The sequence below is a fragment of the Micromonospora sp. CPCC 205546 genome, assembly GCF_036902715.1.
GTDB lineage: Bacteria > Actinomycetota > Actinomycetes > Mycobacteriales > Micromonosporaceae > Micromonospora.
This window is the reverse complement of sequence record NZ_JBAKHL010000005.1, coordinates 1-16,322: the sequence shown is the minus strand read 5'-3', so window position 1 is coordinate 16,322 and position 16,322 is coordinate 1. Positions and strand designations below refer to the sequence as shown.

The window sequence follows — 16,322 nt, the reverse complement described above, 5'->3', positions numbered from 1 at the left end:
GACTAGTTCACAATGGCGGCGGTCATGTCACGGACATGTCGGATACGATCTCGGAAGTAGCTCGGCGTGTTCGTTGCTGAGTCGATCGCTACCCGGAAATCGGGGCGGTTGAACAACTCTTTGACGCCCGCGATCAACTCAGCTTGCTTCTGCTCTAGCTTGTGTACTTCGAAGTCTTGAACCCCAAAGATCTCCGCATCAAAAGCCGATGCGAGCACCGGCTTCCTCCACAGGTTCTTTTCCGGCATCCACCGTCGGTAGGCGTACTCGCCGAAGGCAGCGACCGACTTTTGCACCGCTTGCCTGAAACTTGTCCTCAGCTTCTCGACCTCGGCGGGCGGCATCGCGTGGTTCTTTGCCATAAATTCATCTAGACGTCGACCCATGCCCCCCTTGAAGGTATCCCAGTCATCCTTGAAGGTGAGGTGCCGCAGCACAAATTCAGCGTCGCGCATCTCCTTGTAGAGGGCGGACTTGTGCTTTTCGCCAACACGCAATGCTTGATGAAATAGGGCAGACGACGATTCTGCGAGGATCATCTCATTTAGGGCTCCGGGCCAAGCGCTGTTTCGGATCTCTTGAGGATTAAGGCGGATTCCCCCGGTGTTAAGCCTTTGAAATACCTGATACTTAACGTCAGGGTCCGACTGTCGAAGGATAATGATCGCCCGGATCGCCGCACGCGTCTCGAGGATCGTCTGTAGCGTTCCCGGTAATTCGTCGATCACGTTACCATTGAGCTCCGCAAAGACCTCCAGCCCGGTAAGACGCAGGCGCCCGATAAGAAAGTCGTTGATAGCGGTGAGCCGCTGCTTTCCATCGATGACCGAATATCGGCCATATTCATCCTCGTTGAGGAAGATGGGTGGCACGGGGACGTTCATTAAGAACGATTCGATCAGTTGGGACTTTCGCTTGTCCGTCCATCGGTTCCGCCGCTGATATTTGGGGGACAAGTCGATCTTCTTGGAGCGAACGAGACCCGACAGTGAGAATAGATTGTAATCGACAGCGCTCGAGACTAGGTCTCGTTGCTTTTCTTCCCAGAAGCCGACAGGGTCATTGCCATACTGATCGTCGAGCTGCGGCTCTGCTTCCTCGACGTCCCGGCCTCCTTCAACGTAGTCCTCATCACTGGCGTCCAGGTCCTGGTCGCTCAAGGTAACCTCCCACTTTCGGCGGGTCCTGTGTACCAGATCGGGGCCGTTCCCGCGTACTACGTCCGTCAGGCAGACAACGGCCGCAACGGGCCGCACGCGCCGCCGCCTGGGCGCGGGCCTGCGCTCCGCCTGATGTCCGGCGGCTGGCACGGATCGCAGGGGAGCCCGGAGGGCCACCACAGACGACAGACCGTTGGGTGGGGAGATCGTGGGCCGGCAGCCGGCCGAGGCGCGGCGGCCGTCCGCACCGCCGCGCCGTAAGGCGAGTCACCGCCGGCCGTGCCGGGGATGCGGCGCGGAGTCTGCGGGGCCGCCGCCTAAGGGTCAAGGGCGCTTCGCATCGCTAGGCACCGGCCCTGCGGGCCGCCCTTTACCCCGGAGCCTCTGCGACCCCTCGGGCCGGCAGTTGCCGGCAGGCCAGGGGCCTGTCCAGGATATGCGCGCGCCGCATCCCCACGACGGCCTCGTCGCGCAACGTCCGGTCGAGTCATCGCCCCGAGGACTCGGGCCGCCTGGTGGGAAGGTCGCGCCTGATCAGAACCGGAAGCCGAAGAGGCCACCGTCATCGAAGGCATCGGTAAGTCTAGGTTCCAAGACGTGATTGGCGGGGTCGAAGCCGAGCCGCACAGCCTTCTCTAGTTCGTCCGAGTTTAGGGTAACGATGTACTGCAGATTTTCCTGTTCGCAGACCTCCGCGCTAAGGCTCAGCGCACGAACAAACTGCCGTTCGTCGACGCCATCAAAGAGGTGACTGTCATGGACAAGAAAATCAGGGGCTCGGCCGGCTCGATGCGCCAGAACAGCGACTGTTAAGTCAAAGCAAAAGATCACCATGCTGCTGATTCCGCCGCTGCTGTCGCTCGCAATGTGGGGCTTGATCTGAAGGCTTGCATCGCCGGGCTCGAACCGCAGATACGCCTCGCGGTCTGGACTGTACAGGCGCTGGGCGTACTCTGAGAAAAGAACAACGGCCTGGTTTACAACGTGGCGCCGTTCCTCGATATCCGTTTCCATCTCTTGCTGCAATGCCACACGCGTTTGGGTGATCTCGCGACGGCTCGCCTCGACGGCCTGCGCGGCCTCGAACCGATGTTGCAGCGCGCCGAGTAGCGCCTGCTCTTGGGCGAGGATCCGCTGGAGCGTGGTCAAGGCGTCTAGCGCACCGCCTTCGCGGAGTGTTTGCAGGACTTCCGCGAGCCGATTACCCAATGTGTTTCTTTCGGCCTCCCGATCGGCCAATCTTGTACGTAGCGTGGTGATCTCATCATCGAGGTAGCGGCGACGATTGCGTACGATTGAATGGTGGAATGCTTCGACGTCTGCAAAGCTGCGCCGTACTTGATCAGTGAGGACTATGCCGAGCTCGGCGTAGATCGGTTCAAGGTAATCTATGTCCGGACTGACCGCTTCCTCAACCGCGCGCTCGAGGTCGTTTAGATTTCGCCTATCAACCGCGTCTTGGTTTCGCATTTCGCGAATGCGGCGGTCGATCTCGTCGGCTCGTATGCGCAAATTCTCGTACTCGGGAACGACGCGGAATGCGTCAATCTGCTGTTGCAGTTCATTAACGCGGTGTTCGACCACTGCTATTTGACCGCGGAGGTCTGACGCCTTGCCCACAATGCGCCCAAGAATAGGGTCGCTTGCTGCCTTGCGTAGTTCTCTGCGAGTCTTCTCTCGGGCCTGTAGCTCTCGGTATCGGCCTGCAAGTTGCCAGTCAAGACCGAGCAAGTATGCGAGGTTGGTCGTTCCTTCGGCATCGGCTTGGCGAGCATGACTATGGGTCGGATTGTTGAAGGCATGCGAGCCGACACGACGCATTAAGAAGGACAGCATGATGCGCCCACTAATGCCTACGTGTTCCTCCGGCAGTGCGAAAAGATCGCGTTCGATGAGCCGCTGCCATTCCGCCAGACGAAGCTCCCCAGCACCGGATAGGAGTTGTGCGGTTGCTGCACCCGGAGGCGCCGGCTCAACGCGCACGGACCCTTGACGCGCCCCTGACCGGCTGACTCGGATACCGTCAGCCACGCCGGGCCAGTCCAGGTGTAACTGGAACTCGATGTCGCGGATCTTGCGATGGGCTGTCAGGGAGCCTGTGTCGCTGCTACCGCCGAGAAGGAAATGAAGCAGCTCGAGCATGCTTGACTTGCCGGCGCTGTTGCGACTGTCTGTCTCGCTTGAGCCTCCGGTCGTGTCAGCGACGACGATGTTTAGGCCCGGACGAAAGTTGATCGACTTGAACCTAGGGTCACTGGCTGTGAGTAGTCGTAGCATCTGCCCTCCTCACGGTCAGTAGCTCGTCTCGTAGCTCTAGGAGACCTAACGCGTAGAGCATGTCTAAAGCCAACACAAACCACCAAAACGGTACAGGGGCGAGGTGATTGTTGTTCCTACGCCACTGCCGAAGCCTTGCCCATGCCTGGCTCACAGTCATCGGCTGGTCGAGCAAGTTGATGATCTGTGCGCCCACCGCTAGCAGAGCCCGCTGGGGTGCGATGCCCTTGGTTGGAGTGATCATATGGCAGCAGCCTGGTGCATGTCTGACTCACCAGCCGGCGGCGGCTCGCGGAAGATGTCGCAACGTTCGAAGAAGTACGCGAGCACTACCCAAAGTGCCCTCTCCATCGACAAGGCACCCCGCTCGTTGCCGGCAACGTACTCCTGCAGCTTGCGGAAGACGTCCTCTGGGGCGTCGTACTCCTGCGCGACGGACCGGTAGTACTCGTTGAAGTCTACGGCCACTTCGTCACGCTCGGTGACGTCATCGATGGTGCCGTAGTACTGCTCAATCAAGTACGTATGCCGCATCCCGAGACGAAGCAACTCGCGGTGGTCATCGTCGAGACGGTTGTAGTCCATCTTGAGGTCCGACACTTCCCCTGCCGGAGCTGGGGTGGCGCCGCGGCGGCGATGTTCGATCAGGTGGTCTAGCAGAGGGCGGAGATCGTCTAGCCCCATCCCATAGACCACGTCGTGCACCTTGATCTCGGCCCCGAACAGGTCCTCAATCTCGTGCTTGACGAGCTTGTACAGCTCCCGCAGCATGTGGCGGGGACCCATCTGCTCGAACTCCAGCGTGTCGTGAGCCTTTCGCGCCTGTGAAAGTAGCCGCGTCACCTCAGGGTGTAGTCCTCGGGCATCGTTGTGGACGAACACGAAGACGTCGAACTCGCCTGGGCGCTTGGCGAGGGCGCCTGCAAGGTCGCTCTCGAACTTGCTCTTTACCTTCGAGGCATCGAAGACCTCTGGCGCGTAGCAGGCGTACAGGCGTGCGTCATGAAGCCGTAGGCCATCTGCGCTGAGATCCCCAATGTTGCCGTGCGTCCGCACATCGACGAAGTCTGAGTGCCTGAGGCACATCAGTCCGTGAAAGAAGTTCTCGAAGGCAGTCGTGTGCAGCTCGGCCATCCGATTGCGATACAGGAGCTGCACGTACATGCGCTCCTGGAAGCTCAGCCCTGACACGTCATCCTCTCGCAACTGATCGCGGTTAGCTGTGCACCGACGGTAGTAGACAGAGTTGACGGGAGGAAGGGGGCGATTGGGGTCTGCGTACGACCACTATGGCCGGTGCCAGGTGAGCTGACGGCTGAGGTTGAGGTGTCCGCCCGGCGGGAAGGGCCGCCAGCGACCCTGTGGTTGTCGACAGCAACCGTGAAGGCAACGGCTGCGGGCGGCGCCGGCAATTGGACGCCCGAGGCGGAAGGGCTTTCGATGTGAGCAACTCCCATGTGCGCCCCTAGCCGTACCGAACAGAGCCTGTCGGCGGGCGTCAGGGTTCCGCCGAGCAGCCAAACTGGCGAGCAGGCACGGACGGTTGCGGATGCTGACACCATGTCGAGCACGAGGACCAAGTGGTGGACCAGCACCCGGGCATCGACCCGTAATGCGCAGATCATGGCAGGGGCCACGCCACAGGGCTCTACGTCCGATGCTGCCGAAACAGTCTCTTTAGGATCAAGGCGCCGCGCAAGCGCGGCGCAGTACGCAAGGCTGGGAGACTGCCAGCGTGCACGAAAAGGCATCCCAGCTCACGTTGACGCCACGCACTCACGAGTTACTCAGTCGGCGTGCTGCCGCTCGTTGGGCAGCGGACCGCTCGAAGCCGGTTCTCCAGGTGCTCGACTTCCTGGTCGACGGAGTCTCGCTGTTGGACATGATCCGAGCACGGCTGCCAGGATTCCTACTCGTCTCGCCGCTCTGGGTCGGTTCACCTCTAGCCGTCAAGTTCCATGCAACCGCTCTTCTTGGTGAGGGCCCGTCGGACCTGCGCGATGGTGACCCCGAGGACCACGTCGCCCTCTTCATGTGCCCGCACTGCGCGATCGGCGGATGCGGGGTTCTCTCGGCCCGCCTCGTACGCGATGACGACCGGGTTGTGTGGGCTGACGTAGCGCAGGGTTGGCCCAATCTCGCTGGTATCGGCCCCTTCATCTTTAAGGCGGACGAGTACGAGCGAGCCTTGCGCCCACTGACCTTGGGCAGACCGGCCGGCACGACAGGCAAGACCTCTGCACCCGGCGGGCCGTGACGATCGCGGGGGTGGTTGGCTGCCATCGAGGTCGGGGCGATCGGCTGCCGCGCCGCTTCGCGGCTTGCCACCGGGTGTGGGGACCAGGCCGCGGAGTGCCGGCGTCACGCGAAGCCGCCCCCCGGCCCGTGGGCCGGGGGGCGGAAAGCCGTACGACCCCGGACAGCCGCGCTCGCACCTCTGACGCCGAGATGCCGCACGTCACCGCCGACCGTCAGACACTTCACCCGCCGTGCAGAGTACGCGCAATGATCTTGACTGACTGGGCAGGTGGCCGGCCCAATCGACCAGGTCAAGGCCAAGTAAGCCACTCTGCCTCAGTCGCCTTCCTAAACCGTGTGTCGCAGGTTCGAATCCTGCCGGGGGCACCTCGAAGATCAGCCAGAACGGTGACTGAACTGCGGATACGCTCTCGTATCGATGGGTCGACCTGTGCAGCCGGATGCCACCTGTAGCCGCTGTTTGCGGCCCTCCGAAAAAATGCGTGCAATGATCTTGAGCGGTTGAGCTGAAGATCCTCGTGCCGGCCCGCTTCCACACCCTGTAGGCAAGGGGGCAGCCGTGATGGTGACGATGGGTCCGCTCCTCGTCCTACCCAAACGGGGTGGGCCGCGACGGTCCTCCGCCGGGCCCACCGCGCCCCGTTGTCGGTGGGTGACACGCTGGGGCGATGGTCACCCCGCACCCTCAGCCTGCGTCGACGTCAGGCCCGTTCACCGCCAACCCGAGGCGGCGGATGCTGGCGCTCGTGCTCAGCGGTGCGCTGCTGGTCACTTGGGCGCTGTTCACCATCGGTCAGGGTCTCTATCTCAGCGCGAACGGCGTCAGCACGCCGGCCGAGGTCGTCAGGGCACGGCACGTCGGTCGCTCCGACCTCGTCCGGGTCCGGCTCGCCTCGGGGCACGAGACGGAGCTGTGGGCCTGGAAGGGGACTCCCGGGGTCGGGGAGAGGATGACCGTCGTCTACCTCGAAGAGCGGGACTGGGCCAGGGACGCCGAAGCGTTCGCTCCGATGCGACGCATCTGGGCCGGCCTGGGGATGGGGATCTGGCTACTCGTCGTGGCGCTGGTCGAGCGCTCCTGGCGGGCCCGGCAGGCCCGGGGTCGCACCGACCCACCGGCTGACGGCGGCAGCCCGGTCGGCGTCTGACAACTCCCGACGGAATGACGGTGGGCGTGTCCTCGGAACGTGAGGATCGTTCCGTCCGGACGTGAGGAAGGGAGAGCAGCCGCCGTCAATCGTCTCGGACGACCTGTGGGCCGAGACCGCACCGCTGCTGCCACCCCGCCCGCCCCGGCGGTGCCGCTACCCCGGCCGTAAGCCCCTCGATGACCGCAAGGTGTTGTGCGGATTCTGTTCGTGTTCTACACCGCGATCCCGTGGGAGTGCCTGCCCCAAGAGCTCGGCTTCGGATCGGGAGTGACCTGCTGGCGCAGGCTGCGGAACTGGAACGACGCCGGTGTCTGGCAGCGGCTGCACGAGGTCCTACTCGGCAAGCTGCGCGCCAGCGGTCGGTCGGACATGTCGCGGGCGGTGATCGACGGCCGCCGTTGGTAGGTGCTCCGGGCAGATCAGGTCAGCCGAGAACGATCTTCCAAGCTGGCGGTGGACGATGGAAGTCGGTGGCCTGGAGGTCGTGGGCGACGGCAGGATGCAGTGATGGACCGGACAGTTCCAGCAGAGAATCTGCAGGTCGGTGACGCAATCCAGCTGGACAGGCCGCACGGAACGCTGCGAGCCCGGCTGACCGTCGTGCAACACCGGGTGCACGGCATCAAGTTCGTCGGTGTCAACGAGCACGGCCAGCAGTGCTCGTTCGGGATGAAGTACGGAGAGTTGGCGACGAGGCTCGACGTTTGATCGCCCGTCCGTGCCATTGGCGTGCTACTGCCCAAGGACGGCCCGAACCCGCAGACCATCCACGGACTGGCCCGCTGCCTACGTCGACACGTTCTCCCCGACGAGGCAGGACGGCGTGGTACGGGAGGACCCGGCTGGCCGGCCACCCACCCACCTCGCTGTCGTACCCGGATCGTCGCCTGCGCGGCGCGGGCCTCCACGACCGGTCACCGTCGCGCGGCCAGGTGCCCGCTGAACCGGAGCTGGTGCTGCGCGAGTTCGGCCTCGATTCTCGCGGCGCGCCGGCCTCGTCCTGTTCGGTGAGCTCGCAGTGCACGAACGTGGGACTCGCGCACGTCCTCAGCTCGCTGTGCAGCAACTCCCTGAACTTGCTCAGGTCGTCGACGTGCCAGACGCCGGCGTATCCGGCGGCTTCGGCGAGCGCGGTGAAGTTGATGCGTCGCGACGGGACGCGCTGACACCGCCGGACGGCCGGGCACATGGCGTTCGGCTACGGCATCCACCTCGCCGCTGCACGGCCTGTTCGATCCCGACCGCGTCCGCGCGCTGACCGAGTCGGGGAACCGGACGATGACGCACGTCAACGCGGCCCACCTGGTGCTGCCGCTGCTGGAGATCGGCACCTGGATGCGCGCGTACGGCATCGGGGTGAGCCGGTGACGACGTGACCGGCTCGCGCCACCGGGCGGGTGCGGGTGGCCGCCTCCGCCCGCTACCCGGCGAACGCGGCTGGTCATGGCGTCAGTCCTGCCCCCACACCAGGCAGAACGGGTGCCCCACCGGGTCGGCGTAGACCCGGAAGCCGCGGTTGCGGCCCCCGCCGCCGCGCAGCAGGGTGGCGCCCAGCCGGAGCACCGCCTGCTCGGCCTCCTGGATGTCGTCCACCTCCACGTCGAGGTGGGCCTGTTGCGGGAAGGTCGGATCCGGCCACTGTGGCGGCTGGTAGTCGGCGACGCTCTGGAGGCAGAGGCGGGGATGCCCGTCCGCGCCCTTCAACGTCACCCAGTACCCGTCGCTGTCGGCCCACTCCAGGCCGGTCAGCTCGACGTAGAACTGCGCCAACTGCTCGGCGTCCGGACAGTCCAGCACCACCGAGTGCAGCCGACCGATCATCCGACCTCTCCCGTCATCGTCGTGGCGCGATGACCGGCGCCCCCGGTCACCGTGCCAGTGAAGGTACCCGCCGAAGGTGGTGAGGTAGCCGAGGGCGCTCACGGGTGGCCCGTCCGGAAGGCCGTCCCGGAGGGTCGGATCCCGGACGGACCGGGTGTTCCCGGCGGGCCGGAGGAAGGGTCACGCGCGGGAGGCTCCCGAGGACTCGTCGGCCGTGTGCCTGATCGAGGCGGCGCGGCCCGGCGTGCAGCCGTACTCCCGGGCGAAGGCGGCGATGAAGGCGGACGGGCTGGCGTAGCCGATGAGGTGGGCGACCTCGCCGACGGGCCGGGTCTCCAGCAGCGCCAGCGAGGCACGCAGTCGCAGCCTGGTCCGCCACTGCGAGTACGACATGCCGAACTCGCGGGTGAAGTCGCGTTGCAGGGTCTTGACGCTGACGTGCAGGCGTCCGGCCCACTCGGCGAGGCCGGTGGCGTCGCCGGGGTCGCGTACCAGCGCCATGGCGACCGTGGCCGCGACGCCGGGGCGGCCCGCCTGCCGGTCGTCGACCGGATGGGCCGGGGCGCCGATCCCGGCCATGATGCGGCTGCGGGCCTCGGGCGCGTCGCCCTCGTCGTACCCGGGATCGGCGAGCGCGAGGACGAGCCGGGCGGCCTCGGCATCGATGGCGGCAACGCCGGCCCGCAGCCCTCCGAGGGCGGCGGGCACCTCCCGCAGGCAGATCCGGTAGACGGTCTGCCGGTCCGCCGCGTGCACCTCGTGGGTCACCCCCCGGTGGGCCCAGAAGACCTCGTCGGGGCCGATGAAGCTGGTACGCCGGCCGTGGCGGGCGGAGAGCAGGCCGTCGGGCGACCAGTAGAGCTGGTGCAGGAAGTCCTGCCGGTTCTCGGCGAACGCCAGGCGGGTCACCGAGCGGTAGCGCAGGACGAGGATGCCGTCGGGCCGGCCGAGGCCGTAGCCGAACTCCTCGCAGCTCACCGGATCCGCCGCGAGGGAGTCCGTGACGATGACCTGACCTCTCCCCGACATGGGTTGACCTCTCGTCGACATCCCGCAAACGTTGGTAAGGCTAGCCTAAGCTTCGCAGCCCAGTGGGGCTGCCACCCCCTCTCCGCCCCTCGAAGGAACAGCAGATGTCCGTACGACAGCACTGGCGTCTGGCCGCCGCCGCCCTGGCGCTCGCCGTGGCCACCGGTTGCGGTGCCGACGGCGCCGAACCCGCGACGTCCGACGGCGCCTCCGACACCCGCGTCTTCTCCGCCGACAACGGCGAGATCGACATCCCGGTCGCCCCCGAGCGGGTCGTCGCCACGGGATACGCGGTGCCGGTCCTCATCGAGGCGGACGCCGCGCTGGTGGGAATCTCCACCTGGAAGCGCGGCCTGACGATGATGACCGGGCAGGACCGGGCCACCTACGACCGGCTGCCCAAGGTCGCCGGCGAACTGGCCGCCGAGACCAACTACGAGGCCATCGCCGCCGCCAAGCCGGACCTCATCGTGATCGGGGTGCCGAAGCCCGTCCTCGGCGACATCGACATGAAGCGGCTGGAGAGCATCGCGCCCGTCGTCGCGATCGGACCCAAGCTGCCGGACGCCTGGCGCGAGGTGTCCCGCAAGCAGGTCGACGCCGCCGGCCGCGCGGCCCACTTCGAGGCGACCAGAACGGCGTACGAGAAGAAGGCGGGGGAGCTGAAGGCCAGGTACGGCGACGTGCTCGGCCGCCTGAAGTTCGGCCACCTGGGCGCGTACGGCGAGGTCGCCAAGGGCAACTTCCACCGCGAGTTCGCCGGCTCGTGGGGGACCAACATCGCCCAGGACGTGGGCGTGAACTACTACGGGCAGGTCAAGGCCAAGGGCGGCGGCGCCCTCGACGTGACCGAGTACCCCGCGCTGGAGGAGCTGCCGGAGAGCCTCGGCGAGGCCGACGCCATCACGTACACGCTCGAGGCCGACGGCTCCCCGGGCGAGGCGGTGCAGCACGTCCTCGACTCCGCGCTGTGGAAGAACCTGCCCGCGGTCAAGGCCGGCCGGGTGTTCCCGCTGGCGCACACCGAGGCGTCGACCTACGAGTCCGCGCTCACCACCCTCGAAGCCCTCGACAAGGCGTTCGCGCCGCTGCTCGCCCGATGACCGTCGACCGTCACGACCCCGCCGGTCGGGTCGCCGCCCACCACAGTGGCGGCAGCGGCACCACCCGCATCGGCTACCCCATCGGCGTACGACGTGTCCGGGTCGTCGCCCGACGGTTGGTGACCCCGCGCATGCTGCGGCTGACCCTCGGGGGCCCGGGTCTCGCCGGCTTCCACACGTACCAGGCCGACGACCACGTCCGGGTCGTCTTCCCCGATCCGGACGGCACCCGGCGCGACCCCGTCCCGGACGGGCAGGGGATGCTCGACTGGCCCCGCCCCTTCCCGGAGAGCCGGAAGTACACCGTGCGCCGGTACGACCCCGTCGCCCACGAACTCGACCTGGACCTCGTGCTGCACGACGGCGGCCTGGCCTCGACGTGGGCGGCGACGGCGGCGGTGGGCGACGAGGTGACGGTCGCGGGCCCGCCCGGGGCGAAGGCGTTCCCGCACACCCACGACCACTACGTCTTCGCCGTCGACGCCACCGCCCTGCCAGCCGTCGCCCGGTGGCTGGAGGAGGCGCCGGCCGACGTGTCCGCGCACGTGGTGGCCGAGGTCGACGACGCCGCCGAGTGGGACTACCCGCTGGCGTCGCGTGACGGCGTGACGGTGACGTGGCTGGTGCGGGGGGCCACCGGCTCGACGCTCGCCCAGGAGGTGCGGTCGCTGCGACTGCCGGCCGGGCGGACGTTCCTCTTCGCGGCCGGCGAGGCGACCGACATCAGGCCGCTGCGCGCGTGGCGCCGCGACCGCCTCGACTCGCTGGTCACCGGGTACTGGAAACGCGGGATCGCCGGGCTTGAAGACTGACCTGTCCCGACGGGCGACGCTCCTGCTCGTGTCCGCCGCGCTGCTCGTCGTCGCGGCGGGCGCGAGCATGGCCGTGGGCGCGCGCCCCGTCGCGCCGGCCGAGGTGTGGCGGGCGCTCACCGACTTCGCGGGCACCGCCGACCATCTCGTCGTACGCGACATCCGGCTGCCCCGCACGATCCTCGGTGTCTGCGTCGGCGCCGCCCTCGGCGCGGCCGGCGTGCTGATCCAGGCGCTGACCCGCAACCCGCTGGCCGAGCCCGGGATCCTCGGCGTGACCGCCGGGGCCGGCTTCGCGATCAACCTGGGGGTCCTGGCGGGCGTCGCCGGTTCGCAGGCCGGTCAGCTCGTGCTCGCGGTGGCCGGCTCGGCCCTCGCCGCGGTCGCGGTCCACGCCGTCGGGCGGGCCTCGCCGCTGCGGCTGGTCCTCGCCGGCGTGGCGCTGAGCTGGGTGCTGGCGGGCGTATCGCTCGGCCTGCGGCTGACCTTCCCCGACGTCTTCGACCGGTACCGGTTCTGGTCGGTGGGGGCGTTGGCCGGCACCGAGCAGACGCCGTTGGCGCTGCCCGTGCTGGTGACCGTGGCGGCCCTGGTCGCCGCGATGGCCGCGGCCCGGCCGCTGAACGCGCTGGCTCTCGGCGAGGACGTCGCCCACGCGCTCGGCACCCACGTGACGCGGGTCCGGGTCGCCGTCCTGGTGCTCGTCACCCTGCTCACCGGCGTCGCCACGGCCGTCGCCGGGCCGATCGCGTTCGTCGGCCTCATGGTGCCGCACCTGGCGCGGCGGCTGGCGGTCGACTCGATTCCCTGGATCATGGCGTACTCGATGCTGCTCGGCCCCCTGCTGCTGCTCGTCGCCGACGTCGGGTCGCGGGTCCTGCTGCCCACCGGCGAGGTGCCGGTGGCGATCGTCACGGCGTTCCTGGGCGGCCCGGTGCTGATCTGGGCGGTCCGTCGGTACGGCGCGGCGGCGCTGTGAGCACGCTGACGCTGCGGGCGGGACCCGTCGTGGTCGAGGTCGAACGGCGTACGGCCGTCGTGGCGTCGGGGCTCGTCGCCCTCGCGGCGGCCCTCGCTCTGCTGGGCCTCTGCCACGGGCAGGACTGGGCCACCCCGGGGGAGGTGTTCGCCGCCCTCACCCGGGGCGGCGAGTCGGCCTTCGTCATCCGGGAGTGGCGGCTGCCCCGGGTGGCCGCGGCGCTCGTCTTCGGTGCCTCCCTCGGGCTCGCCGGGGCCGTCTTCCAGAACCTGACCCGCAACGCGCTGGGCAGCCCGGACGTCATCGGCCTCGACGCGGGCGCGTACACCGGCGCGCTGGTGGCGATCACGGTGCTGAACGGCACCGCCGGGCAACTCGCGGCGGGCTCCGTGGCCGGCGGGCTGCTGGCCGCCGCGCTCATCTACCTGCTGTCGCTGGACTCCGGGCTCAGCGGCCTGCGGCTGATCGTCGTCGGGATCGCCGTCAACGCGATGCTGACCGCGCTCAACTCCTGGATCGTCCTGCGGGCCGAGATCGACGTGGCGCTCGCCGCGACCGGATGGAACGCCGGCTCGCTCAACGGCGTCGACTGGACCGAGATCCGGCTCCCGTTCGTCGTCATCGGCCTCTTCGTACTGCTGCTGGTCGTGATCTCCCACGCCATGCACCAGGCGGCGCTCGGCGACGAGGTCGCCCGCACCACCGGCGTACGCCTGGGCCGGCTCCGGCTGCTGATGGTCCTGGCCGGCGTCGGCTGCACCGCGACCGTGACCGCGATCGCCGGTCCGGTGGTGTTCATCGCCCTCGCCGCGCCCCAGATCGGCCGCCGGCTCGCGCGGGCCGCCGGCGTGCCCCTGGTGCCGGCGGCGCTGACCGGCGCGGTGCTGCTGCTGGGCGCCGACCTCGTCGCGCAGGTGCTGCTCGCGCCGGTCGCGCTGCCGGTCGGCGTGGTCACCACGGCGATCGGCGGCTGCTATCTCATCTGGCTGCTCGGCATGGAGGTGAAACGACGGTGACAAGCCGCCTGACCGCGGAGGACGTCACGCTCGGCTACGGCGAGCGGCTGGTGTCGACGCGGGTGAGCCTGGCCTTGCCGGACGGCGCGTTCACGGCGATCGTGGGGCCCAACGCCTGCGGCAAGTCGACGCTGCTCAAGGCGTTCGTCCGACTGCTCACGCCGTCGTCGGGAGCGGTCCGCCTCGACGGGCGGGACGTCGCCGAGCACCGACCGAAGCGGTTCGCCCGACAGGTCGGGTTCCTGCCCCAGGGCCTGGTCGCTCCGGAGGACATCGTCGTCCGGCGGCTCGTCGCCCGGGGCCGGTACCCGCACCAGTCCCTGCTCGGGGCCGGGTCGGCCGCCGACGAGGAGGCCGTCCGGTCGGCCATGGCGGTGGCCGGCGTCACGGACCTGGCCGAGCGGCCCGTCGAGGAGCTGTCCGGGGGCCAGCGGCAACGGGTCTGGATCGCCATGGTGCTGGCGCAGGAGACGCCCTACCTGCTGCTCGACGAGCCCACCACCTTCCTCGACATCACCCACCAGTACGAGCTGCTGGCGCTCTTCGCCCGGCTGCGCGACGAGGGCCGCACGATCGTCGCCGTCCTGCACGACATCAACCAGGCGTGCCGCTTCGCCGACCACGTCGTGGCGATGAAGGACGGCCGGATCGTCGCGCAGGGGCCGCCGGCCGAGGTGGTGGACGCGACCCTCATGCGGGAGGTCTTCGGCCTGCCCAGCATGGTGATGCCGAACCCGGTGACCGGAACGCCGATGGTGGTGCCGACCGTCTAGCCCGGCCGGCGGGCCAGCAGGTACGCGTGCGGCGTGCGCTCCTGCTGGAAGGGGTACGTCTCCGGTTCGCGCTCCAGGCGGACGCGCACGTCCAGCCCGGCCTCGGTCAGCAGTTCGGCGACCCGCTCCGGTCGACGACGAAGGAAGCTCAGCGAGATCGACCGGCCGAACCCCTCGGTCAGGTGCAGCGGCTCGTCGCCGACCTGGAACGCCAGGACCAGCTGACCGCCGGGCGCCAACGCGCGGCGGAAGTCGGCGAAGGTGGCCGGAAGCAGGTCGTCCGGGACGTGGATGGTCGAGTACCAGGCCACGATGCCGCCGAGCGAGGCGTCCGGCAGCTCCAGGTCGGGCATCGCGCCCACCTCGAAGCGCAGGTCGGGGTGGGCCCGTCGGGCGATCTCGACCATCCGCGGGGAGAGGTCGATGCCGAAGGCGTCCAGCCCGAGCCCGTGCAGGTACCCGGTGAGCCGGCCGGGGCCGCAGCCGACGTCGGCGACGGGCCCGTTCCCGGCGGCGCGCACGAGGTCGGCGAAGCCGGCGAGGACCGCCCGGTCCCACGGCATGTCGGCCAGCGCGTCCTGGAACTGCGCGGCGTACTCGGCGGCCATGGCGTCGTAGGACGCCCGGGTGTCCTGCAGCTGATCCGGTTCGCTCACGCCCCGGCACGTTACCGGGTGGCTGTCGGGGGCACGGCCGTCCGCGTCGCCATCGGGGCGGGATCCGCCGGCCCCCGCTCGACAGAAGCGGGGGCATCGGCGCAACGAATCGTCCGCCGTGGAATGTAACGAGATTCGTGTGCAAGACGCTGTGCCGCGCTGTCCGCGCGGATCATCAACGGCGAGAATAGGCTCGGCATATCGACGGCCGTCCTCGGTGGCGGCCATCGCGTACCGGAGGTCGGACGCGGATCGAGGGGGCGCGTCCGGCGCCGGTGTCGCTCATCGCGGCCGTGCCGGTGAGCGGTCCGGCGCCGACCCGGACCGCCCCCGTCGCGGTCCGGGTCGGTCAGCTCGCCGGGAGTTGCTCGGCCTTCGTGACCACCCGGTCGATCAGGCCGTACTCGCGGGCCTCCTCGGCGGTGAACCACCGGTCGCGGTCCCAGTCGCGCTGGATCTCCTCCAGGCTGCGCCCGCTGTGCCGGGCGATCAGCTCCTGCATGGTCCGCTTCACGTGCAGCATGTTCTCCGCCTGGATGGTGATGTCGGCCGCGGTGCCGCCCATCCCGCCCGACGGCTGGTGCATCATGATCCGCGAATGGGGCAGCGCGTAGCGCTTGCCGGCGGTGCCCGCACAGAGCAGGAACTGCCCCATCGAGCCGGCGAAACCGAGCGCCACCGTGGCCACGTCGTTGCGGACGAACCGCATCGTGTCGTAGACGGCCATGCCGGCGCTCACCGAGCCACCGGGCGAGTTGATGTAGAGCACGATGTCCCGCTGCGGGTCCTCGGCGGCGAGCAGCAGCATCTGGGCGCAGATCTGGTTCGCCGAGGCGTCGGTCACCTCCGTGCCGAGGAAGATGATCCGTTCCTTCAACAGCCGATCGAACACCTGGTCGCCGAAGGAGGGCTGTCCACCGTCCAACATCCGCACGTCGAGACCGATCATCGCGTCCGCCCTTCCGGCAGTGCCGGCGGGCGACCTGAGGGCGCCCGGGGGACCGGCCCCTCCAGCCTGCGCGGAACGCCACCCGCGGAGCCAACGATTCTGCCGGCGGCAGATCAGCCGACGGCAGAACCACCCGTGCGCCGGTCGGTCCGGTGGGGACGTGGCTGTCCCGCTCAGGCGCCGACCTGGACGACGACCAATGTCCGCGCGCCCGTCCGCGCCCGCCCGCAACCAAGCGCGACGCGGGTACGCGGGCCGGGGCGGACGCCCGCGGCGGAGGCGGGCCGGCCGACCCGCAGGGTCGGGGCGCCCGTGCGGGGGCCGAGGTGCAGCAGTG

Annotated in this window: 15 protein-coding genes and 1 pseudogene; 8 read left to right on the top strand and 8 right to left on the bottom strand. The window is 68.5% G+C overall.

Annotation, left to right across the window (positions count from 1 at the left end; translation table 11 throughout):
* Positions 1-2 precede the first annotated feature (2 nt).
* From V6U77_RS03820 to V6U77_RS03805, 4 genes are all read right to left on the bottom strand, one after another.
* On the bottom strand, positions 3-1,160 hold the full coding sequence (locus V6U77_RS03820; RefSeq protein ID WP_334604763.1) for a DUF262 domain-containing protein: 1,158 nt from the start codon (positions 1,158-1,160) through the stop codon (positions 3-5).
* Positions 1,161-1,694: 534 nt separating this feature from the next.
* Positions 1,695-3,302 carry an ABC-three component system protein gene (locus V6U77_RS03815; protein ID WP_334604762.1) on the bottom strand — a complete coding sequence of 536 codons (1,608 nt, stop codon included), beginning with the start codon at positions 3,300-3,302 and terminating at the stop codon, positions 1,695-1,697.
* Positions 3,303-3,411: 109 nt separating this feature from the next.
* The gene (locus V6U77_RS03810; protein ID WP_334604761.1) at positions 3,412-3,681 is read right to left on the bottom strand and encodes an ABC-three component system middle component 6; all 270 of its coding nucleotides are present in this window, start codon (positions 3,679-3,681) and stop codon (positions 3,412-3,414) included.
* Positions 3,678-4,571, bottom strand: coding sequence for an ABC-three component system protein (locus V6U77_RS03805; RefSeq protein WP_334604760.1), 894 nt, complete (start codon positions 4,569-4,571; stop codon positions 3,678-3,680). Before V6U77_RS03805 ends, V6U77_RS03810 begins: the two co-directional genes overlap by 4 nt.
* 1,793 nt (positions 4,572-6,364) lie before the next feature.
* Between V6U77_RS03805 and V6U77_RS03800 the strand changes: the two genes are divergently transcribed.
* The 3 genes and pseudogenes from V6U77_RS03800 (at position 6,365) to V6U77_RS03790 (ending at position 7,555) form a co-directional block, all read left to right on the top strand.
* Positions 6,365-6,844, top strand: coding sequence for a hypothetical protein (locus tag V6U77_RS03800; RefSeq protein WP_334604759.1), 480 nt, complete (start codon positions 6,365-6,367; stop codon positions 6,842-6,844).
* Positions 6,845-6,932: 88 nt separating this feature from the next.
* Positions 6,933-7,237, top strand: a pseudogene (locus tag V6U77_RS03795) (transposase); the annotation flags it as partial.
* A 117-nt stretch (positions 7,238-7,354) separates the two neighbouring features.
* Complete coding sequence (locus V6U77_RS03790; protein ID WP_334604758.1) at positions 7,355-7,555, top strand: hypothetical protein; 201 nt, start codon at positions 7,355-7,357, stop codon at positions 7,553-7,555.
* 741 nt (positions 7,556-8,296) lie between these two features.
* Here the strand turns inward: V6U77_RS03790 and V6U77_RS03785 are convergent.
* Together V6U77_RS03785 and V6U77_RS03780 are read right to left on the bottom strand one after the other, a co-directional pair.
* Positions 8,297-8,668, bottom strand: a complete 372-nt coding sequence (locus tag V6U77_RS03785) for a VOC family protein (protein WP_334604757.1) — start codon at positions 8,666-8,668, stop codon at positions 8,297-8,299.
* 180 nt (positions 8,669-8,848) lie between these two features.
* Positions 8,849-9,697, bottom strand: a complete 849-nt coding sequence (locus V6U77_RS03780; RefSeq protein ID WP_334604756.1) for a helix-turn-helix domain-containing protein — start codon at positions 9,695-9,697, stop codon at positions 8,849-8,851.
* A 104-nt stretch (positions 9,698-9,801) separates the two neighbouring features.
* On the opposite strand from V6U77_RS03780, the gene V6U77_RS03775 reads away from it, so the two are divergent.
* From V6U77_RS03775 to V6U77_RS03755, 5 genes are read left to right on the top strand one after another with little or no spacing between them, the layout of a single operon-like run.
* The gene (locus V6U77_RS03775) at positions 9,802-10,800 is read left to right on the top strand and encodes an ABC transporter substrate-binding protein (RefSeq protein ID WP_334604755.1); all 999 of its coding nucleotides are present in this window, start codon (positions 9,802-9,804) and stop codon (positions 10,798-10,800) included.
* The gene (locus V6U77_RS03770; RefSeq protein WP_334604754.1) at positions 10,797-11,612 is read left to right on the top strand and encodes a siderophore-interacting protein; all 816 of its coding nucleotides are present in this window, start codon (positions 10,797-10,799) and stop codon (positions 11,610-11,612) included. The genes V6U77_RS03775 and V6U77_RS03770 overlap by 4 nt, the downstream gene beginning before the upstream one ends.
* A complete protein-coding gene (locus tag V6U77_RS03765; RefSeq protein WP_334604753.1) occupies positions 11,602-12,591 on the top strand; it encodes a FecCD family ABC transporter permease in 990 nt (329 codons plus the stop codon). Before V6U77_RS03770 ends, V6U77_RS03765 begins: the two co-directional genes overlap by 11 nt.
* Positions 12,588-13,607 (top strand): FecCD family ABC transporter permease, encoded by a 1,020-nt coding sequence (locus V6U77_RS03760; protein WP_334604752.1) that lies wholly within the window; start codon positions 12,588-12,590, stop codon positions 13,605-13,607. The genes V6U77_RS03765 and V6U77_RS03760 overlap by 4 nt, the downstream gene beginning before the upstream one ends.
* Positions 13,604-14,380, top strand: a complete 777-nt coding sequence (locus tag V6U77_RS03755) for an ABC transporter ATP-binding protein (RefSeq protein ID WP_334604750.1) — start codon at positions 13,604-13,606, stop codon at positions 14,378-14,380. Before V6U77_RS03760 ends, V6U77_RS03755 begins: the two co-directional genes overlap by 4 nt.
* Here V6U77_RS03755 and V6U77_RS03750 read toward each other — a convergent pair.
* Both V6U77_RS03750 and V6U77_RS03745 read right to left on the bottom strand, forming a co-directional pair.
* Positions 14,377-15,036: a class I SAM-dependent DNA methyltransferase gene (locus V6U77_RS03750; protein ID WP_334604749.1), complete on the bottom strand. Its 660-nt coding sequence runs from the start codon at positions 15,034-15,036 to the stop codon at positions 14,377-14,379. The two genes, V6U77_RS03755 and V6U77_RS03750, sit on opposite strands and share 4 nt — an antisense overlap.
* 349 nt (positions 15,037-15,385) lie before the next feature.
* On the bottom strand, positions 15,386-15,985 hold the full coding sequence (locus V6U77_RS03745) for a ClpP family protease (protein ID WP_334604747.1): 600 nt from the start codon (positions 15,983-15,985) through the stop codon (positions 15,386-15,388).
* Between the last annotated feature and the right edge of the window lie 337 nt (positions 15,986-16,322).

Bases quoted from the DNA above. Each gene is read 5' to 3' on its own strand.
- V6U77_RS03815 (WP_334604762.1), bottom strand. From the start codon at position 3,302: ATGCTCGAGCTGCTTCATTTCCTTCTCGGCGGTAGCAGCGACACAGGC.
- V6U77_RS03810 (WP_334604761.1), bottom strand. From the start codon at position 3,681: ATGATCACTCCAACCAAGGGCATCGCACCCCAGCGGGCTCTGCTAGCG.
- V6U77_RS03805 (WP_334604760.1), bottom strand. From the start codon at position 4,571: ATGGCCGAGCTGCACACGACTGCCTTCGAGAACTTCTTTCACGGACTG.
- V6U77_RS03800 (WP_334604759.1), top strand. From the start codon at position 6,365: ATGGTCACCCCGCACCCTCAGCCTGCGTCGACGTCAGGCCCGTTCACC.
- V6U77_RS03790 (WP_334604758.1), top strand. From the start codon at position 7,355: ATGGACCGGACAGTTCCAGCAGAGAATCTGCAGGTCGGTGACGCAATC.
- V6U77_RS03785 (WP_334604757.1), bottom strand. From the start codon at position 8,668: ATGATCGGTCGGCTGCACTCGGTGGTGCTGGACTGTCCGGACGCCGAG.
- V6U77_RS03780 (WP_334604756.1), bottom strand. From the start codon at position 9,697: ATGTCGGGGAGAGGTCAGGTCATCGTCACGGACTCCCTCGCGGCGGAT.
- V6U77_RS03775 (WP_334604755.1), top strand. From the start codon at position 9,802: ATGTCCGTACGACAGCACTGGCGTCTGGCCGCCGCCGCCCTGGCGCTC.
- V6U77_RS03770 (WP_334604754.1), top strand. From the start codon at position 10,797: ATGACCGTCGACCGTCACGACCCCGCCGGTCGGGTCGCCGCCCACCAC.
- V6U77_RS03745 (WP_334604747.1), bottom strand. From the start codon at position 15,985: ATGATCGGTCTCGACGTGCGGATGTTGGACGGTGGACAGCCCTCCTTC.